At 39.9% G+C, this 18,100-nt stretch carries 17 protein-coding genes; 7 read left to right on the top strand and 10 right to left on the bottom strand.

The window, feature by feature from the left end:
* Positions 1–478 precede the first annotated feature (478 nt).
* From mobB to ABD792_RS11990, 3 genes are all read left to right on the top strand, one after another.
* A complete protein-coding gene (gene mobB / locus ABD792_RS12000) occupies positions 479–1,498 on the top strand; it encodes a MobB family relaxase (protein ID WP_345006345.1) in 1,020 nt (339 codons plus the stop codon).
* Positions 1,499–1,508: 10 nt separating this feature from the next.
* Positions 1,509–3,107 (top strand): type IV secretory system conjugative DNA transfer family protein, encoded by a 1,599-nt coding sequence (locus ABD792_RS11995; RefSeq protein ID WP_345006343.1) that lies wholly within the window; start codon positions 1,509–1,511, stop codon positions 3,105–3,107.
* A 61-nt stretch (positions 3,108–3,168) separates the two neighbouring features.
* The gene (locus ABD792_RS11990; protein WP_345006341.1) at positions 3,169–3,900 is read left to right on the top strand and encodes an SOS response-associated peptidase; all 732 of its coding nucleotides are present in this window, start codon (positions 3,169–3,171) and stop codon (positions 3,898–3,900) included.
* 2 nt (positions 3,901–3,902) lie between these two features.
* Here ABD792_RS11990 and ABD792_RS11985 read toward each other — a convergent pair whose 3' ends face one another.
* A complete protein-coding gene (locus ABD792_RS11985; protein WP_345006339.1) occupies positions 3,903–4,667 on the bottom strand; it encodes an XRE family transcriptional regulator in 765 nt (254 codons plus the stop codon).
* A 62-nt stretch (positions 4,668–4,729) separates the two neighbouring features.
* Between ABD792_RS11985 and ABD792_RS11980 the strand changes: the two genes are divergently transcribed.
* Entirely contained in the window at positions 4,730–7,693 is a 2,964-nt protein-coding gene (locus ABD792_RS11980; RefSeq protein ID WP_345006338.1) for a DNA polymerase III subunit alpha, read from the top strand.
* Positions 7,690–8,907 (top strand): DNA polymerase IV, encoded by a 1,218-nt coding sequence (gene dinB, locus ABD792_RS11975; RefSeq protein WP_345006337.1) that lies wholly within the window; start codon positions 7,690–7,692, stop codon positions 8,905–8,907. Before ABD792_RS11980 ends, dinB begins: the two co-directional genes overlap by 4 nt.
* 157 nt (positions 8,908–9,064) lie before the next feature.
* Here the strand turns inward: dinB and istB are convergent, their stop codons facing one another.
* The 3 genes from istB to ABD792_RS11960 are packed head-to-tail and all read right to left on the bottom strand — an operon-like array spanning position 9,065 to position 11,350.
* A complete protein-coding gene (istB, locus tag ABD792_RS11970; protein ID WP_345006336.1) occupies positions 9,065–9,820 on the bottom strand; it encodes an IS21-like element helper ATPase IstB in 756 nt (251 codons plus the stop codon).
* 7 nt (positions 9,821–9,827) lie between these two features.
* A complete protein-coding gene (locus tag ABD792_RS11965; RefSeq protein WP_345006334.1) occupies positions 9,828–10,529 on the bottom strand; it encodes a Mu transposase domain-containing protein in 702 nt (233 codons plus the stop codon).
* 38 nt (positions 10,530–10,567) lie between these two features.
* A complete protein-coding gene (locus ABD792_RS11960) occupies positions 10,568–11,350 on the bottom strand; it encodes a hypothetical protein (RefSeq protein WP_345006332.1) in 783 nt (260 codons plus the stop codon).
* A gap of 393 nt (positions 11,351–11,743) precedes the next feature.
* Between ABD792_RS11960 and ABD792_RS11955 the strand changes: the two genes are divergently transcribed.
* A complete protein-coding gene (locus tag ABD792_RS11955; RefSeq protein WP_345006331.1) occupies positions 11,744–12,028 on the top strand; it encodes a hypothetical protein in 285 nt (94 codons plus the stop codon).
* Positions 12,029–12,075: 47 nt separating this feature from the next.
* Here ABD792_RS11955 and ABD792_RS11950 read toward each other — a convergent pair whose 3' ends face one another.
* Positions 12,076–12,582, bottom strand: coding sequence for a carboxypeptidase-like regulatory domain-containing protein (locus ABD792_RS11950; protein WP_345006330.1), 507 nt, complete (start codon positions 12,580–12,582; stop codon positions 12,076–12,078).
* A gap of 280 nt (positions 12,583–12,862) precedes the next feature.
* On the opposite strand from ABD792_RS11950, the gene ABD792_RS11945 reads away from it, so the two are divergent.
* A complete protein-coding gene (locus ABD792_RS11945; protein ID WP_199116926.1) occupies positions 12,863–13,132 on the top strand; it encodes a hypothetical protein in 270 nt (89 codons plus the stop codon).
* Positions 13,133–13,220: 88 nt separating this feature from the next.
* Here the strand turns inward: ABD792_RS11945 and ABD792_RS11940 are convergent, their stop codons facing one another.
* The 5 genes from ABD792_RS11940 to ABD792_RS11920 form a co-directional block, all read right to left on the bottom strand.
* Complete coding sequence (locus ABD792_RS11940) at positions 13,221–13,577, bottom strand: helix-turn-helix domain-containing protein (protein ID WP_072766087.1); 357 nt, start codon at positions 13,575–13,577, stop codon at positions 13,221–13,223.
* A gap of 2 nt (positions 13,578–13,579) precedes the next feature.
* Positions 13,580–13,873 (bottom strand): type II toxin-antitoxin system HigB family toxin, encoded by a 294-nt coding sequence (locus ABD792_RS11935; RefSeq protein WP_199116923.1) that lies wholly within the window; start codon positions 13,871–13,873, stop codon positions 13,580–13,582.
* Positions 13,874–14,223: 350 nt separating this feature from the next.
* On the bottom strand, positions 14,224–14,610 hold the full coding sequence (locus tag ABD792_RS11930) for a hypothetical protein (protein ID WP_345006326.1): 387 nt from the start codon (positions 14,608–14,610) through the stop codon (positions 14,224–14,226).
* A 189-nt stretch (positions 14,611–14,799) separates the two neighbouring features.
* Positions 14,800–15,300: a hypothetical protein gene (locus ABD792_RS11925; RefSeq protein WP_345006325.1), complete on the bottom strand. Its 501-nt coding sequence runs from the start codon at positions 15,298–15,300 to the stop codon at positions 14,800–14,802.
* 377 nt (positions 15,301–15,677) lie between these two features.
* Positions 15,678–18,095: an HD domain-containing protein gene (locus ABD792_RS11920; RefSeq protein WP_345006322.1), complete on the bottom strand. Its 2,418-nt coding sequence runs from the start codon at positions 18,093–18,095 to the stop codon at positions 15,678–15,680.
* Positions 18,096–18,100: the final 5 nt, after the last annotated feature.

The following is an 18,100-nucleotide window of genomic DNA, read 5'->3' as shown; positions in this document are numbered from 1 at the left end:
ATTTAGAGCATCATAGAAAACCAAATTCAGATAACTCTAATTTTATATTAGAGTAAAAAGAGGGACTTTAGCCCCTCGTGTAACAAACCTATGGACTTTCAGTCCATAGTGGTTTAGTTCATTATGACGTTAAATGAAAGGAAATAAAAGGAGCTAAAAAAACAGATCCCCTAGCTAGGGTTCACAATTATCATTACTGTTCAGTTTAAGTTGATTATTACTATGTAATAATTGATTTTTTAGAACCTGAAATAGTCAACTTTCCATGGCGTCCAGTTATAAATTGCTGTCCATTTTTTGAGTATTGGCGAAAATCATAAAACTTGGTTCTAAAACGGAGTATTTGGGAACATTCTGCATTTCAAATTCTCAGTACGATTGGATATATTTAAAGTAAGGACATATTAAGAAATTTAAAGTTGGAACTGTCTTCAGAAGAATTAGAAAAATATAAACGATCCATTAAAAATTCATAAGTATGTATATTACCATTTCCAAACAACATCAAGGGGAAAATTTTAAGGGGAGTGTCCGGGATTTTGTGAACTATCTGGAAAAAGAAAATGAAACGGTGCATCCCGATCTTCAAGAGCATTTCTTTGACCAGTACAATGACCAAATAGGTGCAGAGGAAGTCATTTCCCAGATCGACCAGAACACTACAAAACTAAACAAGAAAGAGCCCAGGTTTTATTCCATGGTAGTCAGCCCCTCCCAAAGTGAACTGAAAGCAATAAGCAACGACCCCGAAAAACTCCGTCAGTATGTTAGGGAACTTATGAAGGATTATGCAGCCTCATTCCATAGAAACAATCAAGTTACTGTGGATGATATTAAATACTATGCCAGGATAGAAAAACAGCGCACCTATAAAGGCACTGACAAAGAGATCCGGGAGAACCAGCCCTATGCCACAAAAATATTGCAGCTCCAAAAAGAGGTGAGAAGGATAGAACGGGGAGAGGTTATAGGGAATGCCAAAAGTATACGAAAGGAAATAGACCGTTTGGAAAGGGATGCTCCCCATAAAATTAATGGAAAACGCATCGTAAGGGGTATGAAAAAAGAAGGCATGCAAAACCATGTACACATTATTGTGAGTCATAAAGACGCAACCAATAGCTTTAAACTCTCCCCACTGTCGCAACATAAAGCTGCTGAAACCACTCTTAACGGGAAAACTATAAAGCAGGGCTTTGATAGGGATAAGTTTTACCAGGCTGCCGAAAAGACCTTTGACCAGACCTTCAAGTATAACCGAAACTTTGTGGAAAGTTATAGGGCAAGAAATGCATTGGACAAAGATCCCAAGCGGTTTTTGGCGATACTGTCAGGGTTGCCGATAACGGAGAAACAGGCCGCTTTCAAAATGCTTTTTAAGGCTGGTGTCAACGTGCCGACCATCCCGACCAATAAAGTACAGGTGGCCTATAAGGCCCTGATGAAACTTAAAAGAGGCGTAGAGGTGGCTATTAACTCAGGTTCCATAGGTATTTAAACCAAACATTATGATAGACGTTCAATTACATGTGCTTATTGCCTCATGGATCTTTGGAGGACTTATAGCTTATACGGCCAACAGGTATGCAAGACATGGCTTTTTTGTGATAGTGCTGTGTTTAGTACTGTCTTTAACTATTATTGAGCTTGGGGTAGGTTTTCAAGCCGGGGTGAAAGGATTACTCCTAATGGTTGTACCATTACAGTTCATCAATGTGATGTGCTATGCCTATTATGGCGGAACTACCAAAGGCGAAAAGTTTAGAAAGGAATATAAAGTAATTATGAAGACCAGGGGGAATAACCTGGTGTTGGAAAACATACGTCGGGGTATCTCAGTAATTGCAGCCGCAGGCAGTGGAAAGACCGAAAGTGTGATCTACAGTTTAATGGATCACTTTAAGAAATATGAGTTTTGTGGAGTAATCCATGACTATAAGAACTTTGAGATCACCGAAATGGCCTATCCCTTGTTCCGAAACAGTGGTCACAAATTCTATATCGTATCCTTCGATCCCATCTATTGCAGGGTCAATCCCATAGCCCCAAGATATCTGCCTGATGAAGAAAGCGTCTATGAGGTGTCCAGAGTGCTTTTGGAGAATTTATTAGAGACAAAGGAAGGAGATGACAACAGTACCTCGCGTTTTTTCAAGGATGCCGTGGAGGGGCTTATCAGTGGGCTCATATGGCGGTTAAAGACCGACTATCCCGATTATTGTACGATCCCTCATTTGATAGCCCTTTACCAGCAAATAAATACCATGAGCCTTCTAAAATTCCTGAAAGGTAATCTGACCTCCAGGGCCATGGCCGATGCCTTTATCAGCGGCGTAGGGTCGGAGCGGCAAACGGCAGGGGTGAAGAGTACCCTGGCCAATGCCTTTAAGAAGATCAGCACCAAGAAGATATTTATGGCACTGTCGGCAGACGAGATCCCGTTAAACGTGAACAGTCCGGAAAACCCGGCGGTCATATCCATAGTCAATAACCCTAAAAAGGATGCCTCGCTTTCCCCGGTCATTGCCACTATTGTACACACCATTACCAAACAGATGAGCGAACGCAACCAATTGCCTTCATTTGTACTGTTGGAAGAAGCCCCGACCATACGATTGCCCAACATGCACCGTGTTCCAGCGACACTACGGAGCTATGACATTGCTACGGTTTATGTGATGCAGGACAAGGTACAGAACGATATGCTCTACGGGGAGAAGGCCAGTAAAGCCATATTGAGCAACCTCTCCTATCAGTTCTTTGGAAAGGTAAACGATCCCGATACGGCCAAATATTACGAACGCTTTTTCGAGATCATCAAGAACCCGACCCGGAGCATAAGCAAAGGGACGGGACTGTCCTGGGAGGCTAGAATTACAAAAGGGGAACGGGAAGTGCCCAAACGTAGGGCAGAAACCTTCTTTAGGCTAAAGCAGGGGGAATTTGTCGTGTTTGCGGATGGTAAGGATAGAAAGGTGCTGTTCAGGCACCCCGAAATACAAAGAGAGCTGCCTACCCCTTTAAAGGTTACACCTTTGGAAATGGAAAGTAATTTTATAAAGATCCATAAGGAAATTTCGTCCCTGTTCAATACGTCCGGGACGTAATGATCTATGTTTGGGAAGGGGCAAAAAGTTATAGCTCACTATTTTTTATTAAATTAGTAACATGTGCTATGCTACCTCGTTACGGAAAAAAAGAGAAGAAATTGAGCAACGCTTGTTGAACAAAATAGGGGCTACTTTTGAAGATCCATTGGATTACGATCCCTATTACCATTTAAACGGCTTTTCCCATGGCAACCTCTATATCATTAAAATGAATGAGCCCGAATCCATTTACCCAGCCAAATGGGGACTGGTACCCGATTGGGGAACACACGACCCTGAAGCCTTTTGGAAAAAGAGCAACACGCTCAATGCGACTTCAGAACATATTTTTGAACGGGCTTCCTATAAGGACAGTGCCGAGGACAAACGCTGTTTAGTGCTGGCCGATGGCTTTTTTGAGCCACACCATGAAAATGGGGTGTCCATTCCCTATTTCTGTTTTCAGCCTTCAAATGAACATCTCGAAGGTGACCTGTTTTTATTTGCCGGACTGTACAACGAATTGGATGATGCCCTGTATACGGCTACCATTTTAACACTGGAGGCCAATCCGTTCTTTGCTGAGATCCATAACAAGCGCAAACGGATGCCCCTGGTTTTGGCAGATCATTATTATGAAGATTGGTTGGATGCTGGATTAAATCAACCGCAGCTTAATGAACTCATGGCAACCGGTTTTAGTGATAGACCTTTTAGGGCACATCCCGTAACGAGGGATTTATATAAAAAAGGGATCGACACTAACAAGCCTGAGTTTGTTGCACCTCTGGATAAGGATACCTTATTCTAATTCTATAACTTTTTAAGCTGCTCCAGTTCCACGCCCAATTCCTGTAACATCTGGGCAATACTACTGATCTTCAGTTCGCTCTCGTCATACTCTTGCGTATTGATACAACAGGTAAACTCCCACAGTTCCAAGATGTCCTTTTTGTGTATTTCGTAGGGTTGGTAGTTTCTGTTGTCGGAATGCAACATGAGGGTCTCGGGATTTTCAGTGAATCTGATGCGCTTATAAACGATCCCTTCGTTTAGCGTTAAAACAACATAGGTATTCCCATTTTTAACATCCTGGATATCCTCTACATAACGGGCCACAATATAAGAACCATCCTTTACGGGAAGCATGGAGTCGCCCTTTATGGGAAAGGTACGGTGCTTGCCAGAGGGCAGGAAGGGCAGTTTGATTTTTTCCAACTGCTCGATATACTCCGGGTCATCGTAACCGTTTAAATAACCAGCCGTAGCCTTATTGGGGACTATTTCAATCAAGTCCTCATTCTCCTCGCTTACGGTAATGGGGAACAGGATTCTTTGGTTACCAATATTGATAAACGAGGTGTCGGAAACCTTGCTAAGGTTGTTCTTCACCATGGCATCGATGGGCAACTTGAAGTAGTCCGAGATACTGGACAATAAATCCAAGGGCGGTTCAGACCGGCCTTCTTCGTACGACCCGACCCTGGAGCGCGTAATGCCAAGTTCTTCGGCCATTTGCTCCTGTGAGAACCCCTTTAGGGTTCTTAAATGCTTAAAGTTGATAGCAAAATAACTCATATTGCTACAAAATTAAGCAATAATAACTACATATTGTAGTTAATTTTGTGTTTTGTTACTATATGTATCTCAATTGCCATTCATATTACAGTTTACGCTACGGTACCATAGCACCGGAAACCCTGCTTAAAATTGGGCGGTACTATGGCACTAACGCTATGGCACTGACCGATATCAACAACACCTCGGCCTGTCTGGATTTTGTACGCTTGTCCAGTAATTACAATATAAAACCCATCCTTGGGGTCGATTTTAGAAATGGTGCAAAGCAACAGTTTGTGTTGCTGGCCAAGAACAATAATGGCTTTATGCGTATCAATGCGTACCTGTCCCATCATTTGCACCATGGTTTGCCGTTTCCTGAAAGGCCGCAATACATTCAAGATACGATCACCATTTACCCCTATCAAAACCATATGGAAGAACCATCAGGAAAAGATGAGTTTGTCGGGATATCCCTAAAGGATCTCAACCGCTTTAGGTTTTCAAAATTAGTGAACCGTTTGGATAAAGTGGTCATCCTTGAAACCCTGTCCTTTACAAACAAGAAAGATTATAACACCCATCGTTTATTGCGTGCCATCGATAACAACACCCTGTTGAGCAAGCTCCCTTTGGAAGAGCAGGGCACAACTCATGAGGTCGTAAAACCATTGGATGATATCATGAGTGCGTTTGCGGACTTTCCCGAAATTATATCCAACACCAAAGCCTTGATAGAAGCCTGCCATATTGCATTTGATTTTTCACGGGAAAGACCAAACAACCAGGAATCCTATACGGGTAATACGGATTTGGATTTTAGGCTGCTCAGGAAGCTGACCTATCAGGGAATAGCTTACCGATACGATGCCGTTGGAGACAAGGTGTTGGATCGTATCAGTAAAGAGCTTAATATTATCAGGGAAAAGGGCTTTGTGTCCTATTTCCTGATCAATTGGAAAATCCTAAAGTATGCCCGTAGCAAGGGCTATTTCTATGTTGGCCGAGGTAGCGGTGCCAACAGTGTTGTGGCTTACCTGTTGCGTATTACCGATGTAGACCCCATTGAACTGGATCTCTATTTTGAACGGTTCATTAACCTCTATAGAAAGAACCCACCCGATTTTGATATCGACTTTTCCTGGACCGATAGGGATGACGTTACCGAATTTATATTCAAACGGTTTAAGAACACCGCCCTGATTACCGTTTACAATACCTTTAAGTTTAAAGCCTCCATACGCGAACTGGGAAAAGTGTTCGGTTTACCTAAGCAGGAAATTGACACATTGACCTCGGGAACGTTCAATTACAGTACACTGGACGATCTGTCCAAGTTGGTCATTACCTATAGCAGGCGCATACAGGGCTTCCCTAATTACCTGGGTATCCATGCCGGGGGCATTATCATTTCCGAAAGACCGATCCAGTATTACACGGCCACCTTTATGCCGCCAAAGGGCTTTCCGACTACGCAGTTTGATATGGTCGTTGCTGAGGATATTGGATTGTATAAGTTCGATATTTTAAGCCAACGGGGCCTGGGCAAGATCAGGGATGCCGTTGAAATCGTAAAATACAACCATCCCGATAAGCCACCAATTGACATCCATGATATCAAACGGTTTAAACAAGACGAGCGGATAAAGTACCTATTAAGGAACGCTAAGGCCATTGGTTGCTTTTATGTAGAGTCCCCAGCCATGCGCATGCTCCTAAAAAAGCTTCAAGTGGATAACTATTTGGGCTTGGTCGCTGCAAGTTCGGTCATTCGCCCTGGGGTTGCCAAGTCGGGGATGATGCGCGAATATATCATGCGCTACCGTTATCCCGAGCGCAGGAAGGATGCCCACCCAGTATTGCTCGATATCATGCCCGAGACCTATGGCGTTATGGTCTATCAAGAAGATGTGATCAAGGTCGCCCATTTTTTTGGGGGATTGAACCTTGGGGAGGCCGATATGCTCCGCCGCGGCATGTCCGGTAAGTTCAGGTCAAGGGACGAGTTTTTAAAGGTCAAGGACCAATTCTTTATGAACTGTAAAAAGGCCAATAAATCTTTCGATCTCACCAAGGAGATATGGCGTCAAATAGAAAGCTTTGCCGGCTATGCCTTTGCCAAGGGGCATTCCGCTTCCTATGCGGTGGAAAGCTACCAAAGCCTCTTCCTTAAGGCCTATTTCCCATTGGAATATATGGTGGCGACCATCAATAACTATGGTGGTTATTACCAAACGGAATACTATGTCCATGAAGCGCGCATGCATGGCGGCATCATTGAAGCGCCCTGTGTCAACAACAGTGGTGTCGATACGGTCATTAAGGGGAAATCCATATACATAGGTTTTAAGTTCCTGCATTCGTTTGAGCATAAAATTGGCAGCACTATTGTAAAGGAACGTCAAGCGAATGGATTGTTCTTTGATTTGGATGATTTTATTGATCGTATAGCCATAGGCATTGAACAGCTTTTAATTCTAATTAAAATAAATGCATTTAGATTCACCAATAAAAACAAAAGAGCCTTGTTGTGGGAAGCCCATATGAAAGTAAGCAAGACGACTTGGGACGAACATGACATGACATTGTTCAAGCCCCAACGCAAAGCCTTTACCGTTCCAGAACTCCCCCAAAGTACTTTGGAGGATGCCTTTGACGAAATAGAGCTATTGGGGTACTCGCTATGCAGTCCGTTTGAATTGTTGTTGGAGCCGTTAACGGATCCGATGCGGGCATTTGATTTGGTCAACAACATTGGCAATACAGTAACCATCCAAGGCTATTTGGTAACGATAAAGCGAACCTTGACCTCAAATGGCAAGACCATGTACTTCGGTACCTTTTTGGATGTGGCTGGCGATTTTATCGATACGGTACATTTCCCTCCGGTTGCCAAGCAATACCCCTTTAGGGGCAAGGGCATTTACACCATTACCGGAAAGGTCATGGAAGAATTCGATTGTTTGACCATTGAAGTCTCTAAAATGGAACGCCTGGCCATTATTGAAGACCCGAGATATTCCGATAAACCCTTGGCCTTATGACAAACCAGAGATCGATAGTACATATGGATTTGGACACCTTCTTTGTGTCCTGTGAAAGGCTCCTGGACAGTAAGCTTATCGGTAAGCCCGTATTGATCGGTGGTACGTCCGATAGGGGCGTAGTGGCCTCCTGTAGCTATGAGGCACGTAGGTTTGGCGTACATTCGGCCATGCCCATGAGAATGGCAAAACAATTATGTCCCGAGGCCATTGTTTTAAGGGGGAATTCGGGTATTTACACAAAGTTTTCCAACTCCGTTACCGAAATCATCAAGGAAAGCGTGCCACTTTACGAGAAGTCCTCAATCGACGAATTCTATATGGACCTAACGGGTATGGACAAGTTCTTTGGCTGTTTGCAATTGGCATCTGAAATTAGGTCTCGTATCATCAGGGAAACGGGGCTGCCCATTTCCTTTGGGCTGTCAATCAACAAAACGGTGTCCAAGATCGCCACGGGAGAGGCCAAGCCCAATAACCAAATACAAATTCCCATGGGCAATGAAAAGCCTTTTCTATCCCCGTTATCCGTTAAAAAAATCCCTATGGTGGGCAATGTGACCTATAAGGCCATGTGTGATTTGGGTATCAAGCACATCCATACTATCCAAAAGATGCCGATGGAAATGATGTACAAGGTCTTTGGCAAGAATGGTATTTCCATCTGGAAAAAGGCCAATGGCATCGATAACAGCCCCGTGGTACAGTACCACGAGCGTAAGTCCATTTCAACCGAACGCACCTTTGACAAGGACACCACTGATGTCCATAAACTGAAGAGCATCATCATTGCCATGGCCGAAAACCTGGCCTATCAATTGCGCAGGGGCAATAAGTTAACCGCATGTATCACCTTTAAAATAAGGTACTCCGATTTCCAGACCTATACACAGCAAAAGCGGATTCCCTATAGTGCTGCCGACCATCACATCATCCCCGTGGTGTTGGAGCTTTGTAACAAACTGTACCAAAGACGATTATTGGTAAGGTTAATAGGGGTTAAGTTCAGCCATTTGGTAGAGGGAGGCCATCAAATCGATTTGTTTGAGGACGACGATAAAACCATAAGCCTCTACCAGGCCTTGGACAAAATGCGGGAACGTTATGGGGATCGGGCGGTGATAAGGGCTTCCGGTATGTCTGCAAAAAGCATAAGCAGGTGGAACCCGTTTAATGGGGAACCACCGCCTTTATTGGCCAATAGGAGAAGTTGACTAACTCTCGTGTTTATTTCAACTGAAAAGTATACCACTATTTCATTTCAAAAGTATACCATTTTAAATTAATTAACAATGGTATCCCTGTTCCCTGGGGGGTACCCCCCAGGGAACAGGGATACCGGCGGCTCTCGGGAGGCTTTTTTTCGTTTTTTCATTTGTTCATCATTTGTTTGGTTTCTTTCAATCGGTATGATTCTCCGTTCATGTTTATAAGATGCGCTTTATGAGTTAACCTATCTACCAGGGCTGCTGTTAGTACCGGGTCACCGAAGATTTCCTCCCAACGTTCAAAACCGAGATTGGTAGTAATTATGGTTGATTTACGCCCGGCTCTTAAAGAAAGATGATTGAAAAGGAGTTCGGATCCTTCCTTATCAAAGGAGACATAGCCAAATTCATCACAGATTACTAAATCGTACTTCTCAAAACGTGCTTCCATAATCTTTAGGGTGCGCTGGGAGTGCGATTCCCGTATTTGGGTTAATAGTTTATGTACCGTGGTAAATAATACTTTATACCCCTGTAGACAGGCTTTCAGGCCAAGGCCTACGGCAATATGGGTCTTACCGGTACCAGGATTTCCTGCTAATACGATATTTTGTCCAGATTCGATAAAGTCAAGACGTTCCAGTAGCGGAAGTTTCTCTATAGCATTGGGCGGTAATTGCTCCCGCTTTAAGTCATTTAAATACATCTTTGAAGGGAAGTTCGCTTGCCGGATATGGGACTTCTTACGGTTCTCTACCCGAGCTTCATATTCGCGTTCCATGAGTTGTAAAAGGAAGTCTTCATAATTCAGGCGCTGGGAGGCAGCTTCTTTAGCCAAAGCCGTAAAATCCCTTCTAAATACAGGTAGTCGTAATTCTTTACTGTAGTTCTCAATACGCTGGTTGATCGTTTTATCCATAGGTTCTTTAATTTATGAGTGTTGATAATTGTTGAAGTTGTGATTTAGCCATCGCTGTGGTTTGGGTCCACTTAAGGGGTTCCTGATGATCTTGTTTATTTCCCAGCAGTGCTTTTATCTTTTCTGTGGTCAGTTGCTTTACCGGGCTCTGGGTTAGCTGGGTTACGGCTTGTGCTAACCTTTCATCCGTGACACTATGCAGGCTGCAATAATCCAGTAGCTCGATAAAGCTGCGTGGTTCTCCCATAAAATGAGCTTGATAAAGATCTTTTAGATACCCGGAACTTGCTAAGGCTATACTCCCTGCCAGGGCGCCAGGTTTGCGTTTAAAAGTGGCCAGGTAGTGATCGATTTTAATGATCCATTCGTGGAGGTTATAACTCCTTAAGTGGGTAGTTACTTTGTGATTATCATGGTAAAACCATAGCTCGTGGCTCATGATTTTAACCTGAACAAATTCGCCTACTAAATGATCAGGTACCGAGTACCTGTTGGTTTTGTAGCTTACCGTAGCGTATTTATCTACTCGAAGCTGGATCTGCTCCGAGCAGAGCAATTTTGTGGGCAGAGGCAATAGAGCGGCCTTTTCCTGAGCAAGCAGTTCTTTGGCCGTCTTTCCTGTGAGTTTTTGCCTGGTATTGTTAAGGGCCGCTACTTTAGTATACAACCAGGCTGTGGCCTCTTCTAAATTGGTGAAGTGAGATTTCACTGCGAAGCTCTTACGCCGTATATACTCTACACTGCGTTCTACATGACCTTTCTCGTTTCCGCGATGGCTATTGCAAAAACGATGCTAAAATGATAGTGCCCACGCAATTGCAACAGAGCGAGTGTGGGTTCTTTTTCGTGGGGGCCTATGAATTTGGATACGGCTACCCGCATATTATCATAGACCATTTCCTTATGGACCCCCTGCAAGTGTTCAAAAAAACTCACATGGGATTCCATAAAGGCCAGAGTATCCTGTCGCTGATAAATTTCAGCGTAACGATAATTACTGTATGCGGCCGTAAAAACAGCCAGCTGGAAGCGAGTTAGCTTCCCTGCTATATAAAGCTTGATTTCTCCCCAGTCAAACTCACAGACCTCTCCGGGGACATACTCCTGGCGGATATAAGCCTCCTTAGGGACGGTCTTCCCTTGTTTTTCTCTGATGTAATTACAGACGGTAGTATAGCCTATAGCAATGCCTTGCTCTTGTAATAGACCATGAATATCACATTTTTTAAGCAGTTGTTTTCGAAGTCCCTGGAGCCTTTTCTCTTCATTGGTCGCCAGCAACTCATCAATGGCCTGTTGGACTTCTAAGGTGAGTTTTAATTTCTTGCGCTGGCCCAACTGATAAGTTGGAGCATCGGACAAATACTTTGTTATGGCCTCTTGGGGAGGAGATCCCGACTGTAAACGGTCTTCAAATTGAACAATGTACTTTTTTACGGTTTTACGGCTGATCCCAAGCTCCTTGCTTATCAATCGCTGACTTTTACCTTCACGGTGACTCTTTAATATTATTTCCTGTTTTGTATACATACTTATCATTTTCTGAACATCTCTGGTTGGATGTTCAAGTTGGTAATAAGTGGTATACTTTTAAATTGAAATGTGGGGTAATTCTATATTAATATATACACTCTCGATTATAAACGATCGGAAGAAAAATAGAATAAGCTTAACATTATTAGGGAGGCTTATAAGTACAACTACCCAATGGAATACCTGCACCTAAAACATAAATATGATTTCCCTCAACTTAATACGAGCATAGGATAATGAAATTATGTACGTAAAATCTTTTTAATAATAAAGAAAATACTTGTATATTTGTATTGTGAATAGCTATTTACATGAACCTTATTGAGAGAAGCTATAATCAATGCGATTATTGCTATTGAGGCGATTAATTAGGGTTAATGTTGTTTGTTGATGTTAACCCTTTTTTATGCGTGTTACTTCCTGGTAATTATGGAAGGCCATTCTAAGTTATTATTCCTTTTAGCATCCAATGGAGAGGCTATGGCATTATACGAACAATCTTTGAGAAGCCTTACGAACTCGGGCACTACCGATTTTATGGTTTTTAAATACTCTAACTGGCAGGACATTTCGAAAGATCTGGAAGAGTGGGAGGACTGCACCGCTATAGATGAGCCCACCTACATAAAACTATATGCTAACCTGTGTAAAAAGTTGAGGAAGCGGATTAGTTAGTGGACTGTATTTGTTTGGCCGTACTGACCACACGAACAGAATCTTAGTTATTGTAGCACGTTTTTATTTTTGAATTTTTGTTTAATCAATTCAATTTCTTTGGCAGGGTTGTCCTCGTCAAGATAGATAATTAAACTGTCAGATTTCATTTCAAAATCCTCACTATATTTTTCAATCCATGTTGATGAAATAAAAGTGTTTCTATCATTCGGGTCTGGATAAAACGGTTCTTCAAAGTCCACAGATTTGGATTCTTTTTTTAATTTATAATTTTGATAATCGGAGTCCGATTCCAGTTCAATTTCGAAAGGTTTATACCCTTCGTACGTCACTTTAATTTTTGGAGCATAACAACGTCCAGTTATTTCCCCAATTCTAAAATTTCCGCTATTGTCAGTTGTGGAATTCAGGTTTCTGTCAACCATTTCGATTTTCGCTCCACTAATTGGTTTTCCATTGATGGATGAAATAACTTTTCCTTTCACCAAAACTTGGCAATCGCAAGAACATAATAAAAACGAAAATCCGATAATTATTATAAACTTAATTTTCATAGGCTTAAATGGTGGCTAACTCATTATAAGCGGCATCATTATCCAATTTACCGTCTTTAGCTTCCGGACAAGGGAATCTTTTATACCACTAATTATAATTTTCAGGATATAAATATAGATAAAAACTTACAACCGTTGTGTAGCTTTCCCTAAAAATGTAGCCTTCCCTAACAAGCTTTAATTCTTTAAGAATAAAAAGGAATAAACAAATGGTTTTGCAGCTTCTATTGGTAATCCAACATAAACAAGCATTCTTTAAGTGGGTGTTTTTATAAAAACTATGGGGTTGTGCAACAGTTGTCGTTGTTATCTGCTGGCTTTTAAAGTATTGGTTAATAATTGGCATAAGTCGAACCGAAATATGTGGCACGGTTTAAACCGAAATCAATGGCACAATGACTCCGAAATCGATGGCACAAACCGAACCGAATTAGCCAGGGCGACAAGCCTGTCCAATGTTCGTTTTGCCTTTAAAGCTGCCCTACAATACATTTTACGTCTTTTTAAGCCTCATAATTTTAGGGTGCAAGCAATTTACACGGCAAAATAAAAGCCCTTAAAAGGGCTTATTTAGATCTTATTCTCATAACATCAAGGGCTTGTGCAATGGCTACCATTGTTGGCAACTGGCTTTTTTATTAATAATCTTGAACTAACACTTCAGTCGGAATATGAAGTGTTGAATTCAGTTTTCTTATCATTCCTAAAGTCAGTTTACGTTTTTTGCTTAAAATTTCGCTAACTCTACTTTTAAATCCAACAACTTCGGCTAAATCCTTTTGTTTCATTCCCATTTGCTCCATTCGGAATTTGATAGCTTCAATTGGGTCAGGCATTCCAATTGGAAAGTTTTCATTTTCATATCTGTCAATTAAGATTGAAAGGATTTCCAATTCATCTCCTTGTTCAGTTCCTTTTTTTGCATCAAAAATCTCTTCAAGTCTGTTTAGAGCGTTTTGATAGTCTTTTTCGTTTCTTATTGGTGTTATTTTCATAATCAGATATTATTTGCGTCTATTTTGTCATATTCTGCGTGAGTTCCGATGAATCTTATCCAGCATATTTGATATTCAAAGTTGAATTTTACAATCAATCTATAGTTATTACCTTTAATATTGTAAACAATTCGGTTGTCTTTTAAAATACTCGCACTTGGATAATCGTTTTTTAATTCATTAATATTTTTCCATTCGGATTTTTCAGTTTCTCTAAACCAAGACTTTAATTGTTCTTCACAGTCTGCGTGTTTTTCCCAAAAGTCTCGTAAAGTTCGTTTCGCTATTACTCTCACATTATACTTATTTGTCGCAAATATAATAAAAAAGTTACCAAAATGGTAATAAATTTTCTTTTTTCAGCTTGTTACCAACGTTGTTGTGTATGGTTAGTTGCGTGTTTCAGCAACTAATTTAGTAAACAAAAACGAACGCGAGAAAATTCCAATTCCGAAGGAATTTTACAAATAAGCACTTGTCAAAGCAATTAATTATACACGTTGTGCGTGCCCAGCATGGGCATCCATTCGTGCTAATGTACGAATTTTTCTAGAGGGTGCAAGTCCCTTATGGGCAGGGGTAACCCTTCGGCTACACTCAGGACAGGCTCAGTGTTCATGTTTGGCCGTACCGACCACACAGAATCTTAGTTATTGTAGCACGTTTTTATTTTTCTTATCCAGTTATTTTTGTTTTCAATAATATCGGTCGGTAATTCGTTAATTTCGTTCTGCTCAATTTTCTCCAAACAAACTGAAAATATTGTTTCAGTTCCACTGATTTTTAGAATTTCATTTCGGTCAGGTTTTCCAAACTCTAATGTTATAAACGATGACCAAATTCCAACACGATATTGATATTCCAAAATAAATTCCGCAAAACTTTGAATTCCGATTACCTGTATTATTTCCTTTCCAAGTTCAACAATTCCTTTGTATTCGGCAGAGTCCGATTTGCTAAAATCGAAGGGATGAATTCCTAAAAAATAAAGGTTTTTACATCCTAACAAAAAATCAGTGGTTTTGGTGTCCATCCACAATTGTAATTTTATCAACAGTTCCATCATAAAGATTGAAAACAACATGAGGTCCATTTTCAACTTTTATTGGGATACAAACTGGTCTAACTATTTAGGCCTTACCGACTGTATAACAAGAGTCGTATGAATCGAGAGGTTTAGGGGTGAGATTCCCCTTTACCTACTTGACTACCTACAGTATTTTTAATTTCCATATGATTGTTCATAAAAAGTCCAATATTCCGAACCAGTTATATCCTTAATTTTTGTCAATAAATTATTTCGGTCGTCTGTCGAATATTGTTTTTCATTAATCCATCCAGGAAGTCCAAATTCAAAAATCAATAGAATAATCTGTGTAAACTGTTCAATATTCTTCGCCAACTTTAAATGTATCTTTTCAAATTCCATATCATACATTATTATTTCGTTAGTTTTTTTGTCTAGTCCTATGTAGAATGGGTCATTAATGGCAAAAAACACATAATCAAAATTCTCATTTAACCGTCCAAGAAAATCAAATCCGATTGTACGACCAGATAGGTCGTAATTATTATGTAAATCGGATAAGAAATTTTTAGTTAGATTTAAGTTGCTATTTTTTGATTCAGGTATTAAAATCTCGTTAAGATATTCCTGTTCAGTTGTCAAATTGTAATTTTCTAAAAGTTCTTTTAATCTATCTACAAATTTTGTTGCAGTCAAGTTTTTCATATTGTAGGTAACTCGTTAAACGCGGCATCATTATCCAATTTACCATCTTTTGTTTCGGGATAAGAGGATCTTTTATACCACTAATTATAACTTTCAGGGTATAAATATAGATAAAAACTTACAACCCTTGTTTGGAGAAGCCTTCTTTCTATTAAAATGACATCAAACCATTTTTTTAACCCAATAATTAAACGGCTACAAGGCTACCTAAGTATGCTAACATACTACAAAGGTAAATATCATTTTTGAACCGCCGTATACGCGACCCGCTTGGTTTATCCTGAGCACTAGACGAAGGGTACGGTGGTGTGAGAGGTGCACCGTGGACTTATCGTTCACGGCCGCCTACTCGATTGTGCTTTCGTGTTTTATTTCAATTCATTTAGAGCTCTTTTGAAATTTTCGCTACTGTTTGAGCTATTGAATATTTCAAAAAGGTTATTCCAATATTCTATTTCAACGGAGTCCTTAATATGTTGACAAACAATACGTGCCAATTGCTCTTCAAAATCAGTCCATTTCTCACTTATTATTATTTCTGTTCTTGGAGAGTTCAAGTCTAAATCTCGATTACCGCAAACATCAATTACGATTATCAGCGGAAATGGCCAATTTATTTTCACTTGATTGTTTTTCATTCTCCATCTTTCTGGAAAAAGACTTGAAGGAATTTCAATACCATGTAAAGAAATTTTTGAATTCGAACTTGCCAATTTACTGGACGAGTCATCTGTTCGAATGTCTCCATCATCACTAATTGTGATTGTCTTTGATGATTCTTTTATAGAATTAACATCAATTCTAAGTTCTCTTTCTAAGGTGTAAGACTCTCCTTCTATTTCAATATCTCTGGAGTTTAATTCAATTCTTTCAACTGGTCTATTCTTGCTTTCTAAAATAGCAACAGTAGCAGACCCTACCAATCCTATATCCTTTCTATCAATAGGAATGTCTATAAATTTGATATTCTCATTTTCTTGCCAAGTGTAGTCCTTAAGTGAGTATGATGTTATTTCCTTAAAACTATTTTCATCCCTTTTCTTTTTATGAGATTGGGTTTCAATGCTGATTTCAAAAGGTGGATTTGGGATAACATTTTCAACATTCTCAATAAACTCATTCTCTGTCATTCTATCCCATGGATTATGACTTTTTCGCAGGATTAATCTAGTTGATGTTCCTGGTGTTTCACGTGTTCCCGACTTTATCCAAAATATACTTTCCTGGCCTTCAACTGTAATGTTCAATGGGTCGCTTGATTTGTGAGGACCATACACTCTTTTAGTGTCTACAATTAAAACATCTGAAATCATAAAAGATGAGAGAATGCCTATACCAAATCTAGAGGTAGGTGAAAAATCAGCATTAGTTTCAGCTTTCAGACTGTAAAAATCTTTGGACTTATAAAATGATGAGCCAATTTTAGAATAATAATTATCTATAATGTACTCATCCATTCCTGTCCCGTTGTCGATTACCTCAAGAACATCTTCTTCATTTTCAGTGTAATACTTAACAAGAATTTTAGGCTGATACAAATTACCCCATTTGTCTTCCTGCGCCTTACGAAGTAAACAAGCATCAATTGAGTTTTGCAAAAGTTCTCTCAATGCGACTTCAGGATTTCCATAAAGCTTTGTACCCATCAATAGTTCAATGACTTGGGTCTTACTTAGATTGAATTTAGTGTCTTTATAGATGTAAACTGGTCTGTTTTTAATGTCTGTTTTGGTTCTTATTTTTTCCCGATTTACCTTGAGAGGTAACTTGATTTGTAAGTTTCTATCTTTTGCTGTGTGAAATTCGTTTAGAGTAGAAATAATGTTATTTGCCAAGCTTAGTTCATGATCAATCATAGAACAGAATTCATGTATCGATGACTCTATAACTGGATGCGTGCATTTTGCACTGAATTGAATTAAGTCAGGACTAATGTCCCAAGCTTCTATTGCTCTATGTTTGTTCCATTCATTAATTGAAATAGGATTTCTAACATACAAATGCGAGAACAGAACTGAAGGAGTCCTTTTCCCATCGAAATCTAGAATATCGGCTAATCTTAGAATCACCCCGACTAGTGGTAAACAAGCATAAACTCCTGAACCGCAAAGTAAGTTTTTGTCTAAATCCAATAGAGCTAATGCGTCTTCATTGTGACTGTAACATATCTGAGCTAATTCAACAGTTAAGTCAGTATCTCTAAATTTGATTTTCTCCGACCAATCTTGCTCAATTATATCTCTTGCCTTATCAGCATGTGTCTGACGGATGTATTCTGTAATGAGATATGATTTTATAGTGTCTGCCTGTGAAATATTACCTTTAGATATCAAATCTTTCAATCTTTTCTCATCTTCTGGTCGAGAATTGTAAAATCTTTTGAAATCATTGAATGTGTTTTGCTCATTCTCATCAATTATCGGTTCAATATCCCAAACTTTTTTCCACGCTAAAACTTCTTTTTCATCAGGAGCCATTCCAATGTCATGAAAAAAGGCACTGATTATTAGCAATAATAATTCAGGACTAGTGAGTTCATCAATAGTTTCCTTAGGAATCAATCGCTCCATTAAGTTTAGAACTCTAAAAAGATGGTCGCCATCATGGAGAGTAAATTCCCCCATGTGTCTCACAATGGTTTTGGTCCTTTGAAATGCATAAGAGGTACAATCTTCAACAAGCGGTATTACATTAACGTCTTTATCAGAACAATTCTCTTTAAGGGCTTTATATAACTCACTTTTTTTCAGCCTTAATAAAAACTCGTCCTTATAGTCATCATTCATTTTAA

Origin of the sequence: Snuella lapsa, from assembly GCF_039539345.1 — a bacterium.
Classification (GTDB): domain Bacteria; phylum Bacteroidota; class Bacteroidia; order Flavobacteriales; family Flavobacteriaceae; genus Snuella; species Snuella lapsa.
Note: the sequence above shows the minus strand (reverse complement) of the source record. Positions and strands in the feature narration are given on the sequence as shown.

What these genes read in the sequence shown, in the direction of transcription:
- mobB (WP_345006345.1), top strand. Translation starts at nt 479, where the DNA reads ATGTATATTACCATTTCCAAACAACATCAAGGGGAAAATTTTAAGGGG.
- ABD792_RS11995 (WP_345006343.1), top strand. Translation starts at nt 1,509, where the DNA reads ATGATAGACGTTCAATTACATGTGCTTATTGCCTCATGGATCTTTGGA.
- ABD792_RS11990 (WP_345006341.1), top strand. Translation starts at nt 3,169, where the DNA reads ATGTGCTATGCTACCTCGTTACGGAAAAAAAGAGAAGAAATTGAGCAA.
- ABD792_RS11985 (WP_345006339.1), bottom strand. Translation starts at nt 4,667, where the DNA reads ATGAGTTATTTTGCTATCAACTTTAAGCATTTAAGAACCCTAAAGGGG.
- ABD792_RS11980 (WP_345006338.1), top strand. Translation starts at nt 4,730, where the DNA reads ATGTATCTCAATTGCCATTCATATTACAGTTTACGCTACGGTACCATA.
- dinB (WP_345006337.1), top strand. Translation starts at nt 7,690, where the DNA reads ATGACAAACCAGAGATCGATAGTACATATGGATTTGGACACCTTCTTT.
- istB (WP_345006336.1), bottom strand. Translation starts at nt 9,820, where the DNA reads ATGGATAAAACGATCAACCAGCGTATTGAGAACTACAGTAAAGAATTA.
- ABD792_RS11960 (WP_345006332.1), bottom strand. Translation starts at nt 11,350, where the DNA reads ATGTATACAAAACAGGAAATAATATTAAAGAGTCACCGTGAAGGTAAA.
- ABD792_RS11955 (WP_345006331.1), top strand. Translation starts at nt 11,744, where the DNA reads ATGTTAACCCTTTTTTATGCGTGTTACTTCCTGGTAATTATGGAAGGC.
- ABD792_RS11950 (WP_345006330.1), bottom strand. Translation starts at nt 12,582, where the DNA reads ATGAAAATTAAGTTTATAATAATTATCGGATTTTCGTTTTTATTATGT.
- ABD792_RS11945 (WP_199116926.1), top strand. Translation starts at nt 12,863, where the DNA reads ATGGGGTTGTGCAACAGTTGTCGTTGTTATCTGCTGGCTTTTAAAGTA.
- ABD792_RS11940 (WP_072766087.1), bottom strand. Translation starts at nt 13,577, where the DNA reads ATGAAAATAACACCAATAAGAAACGAAAAAGACTATCAAAACGCTCTA.
- ABD792_RS11930 (WP_345006326.1), bottom strand. Translation starts at nt 14,610, where the DNA reads ATGGACACCAAAACCACTGATTTTTTGTTAGGATGTAAAAACCTTTAT.
- ABD792_RS11920 (WP_345006322.1), bottom strand. Translation starts at nt 18,095, where the DNA reads ATGAATGATGACTATAAGGACGAGTTTTTATTAAGGCTGAAAAAAAGT.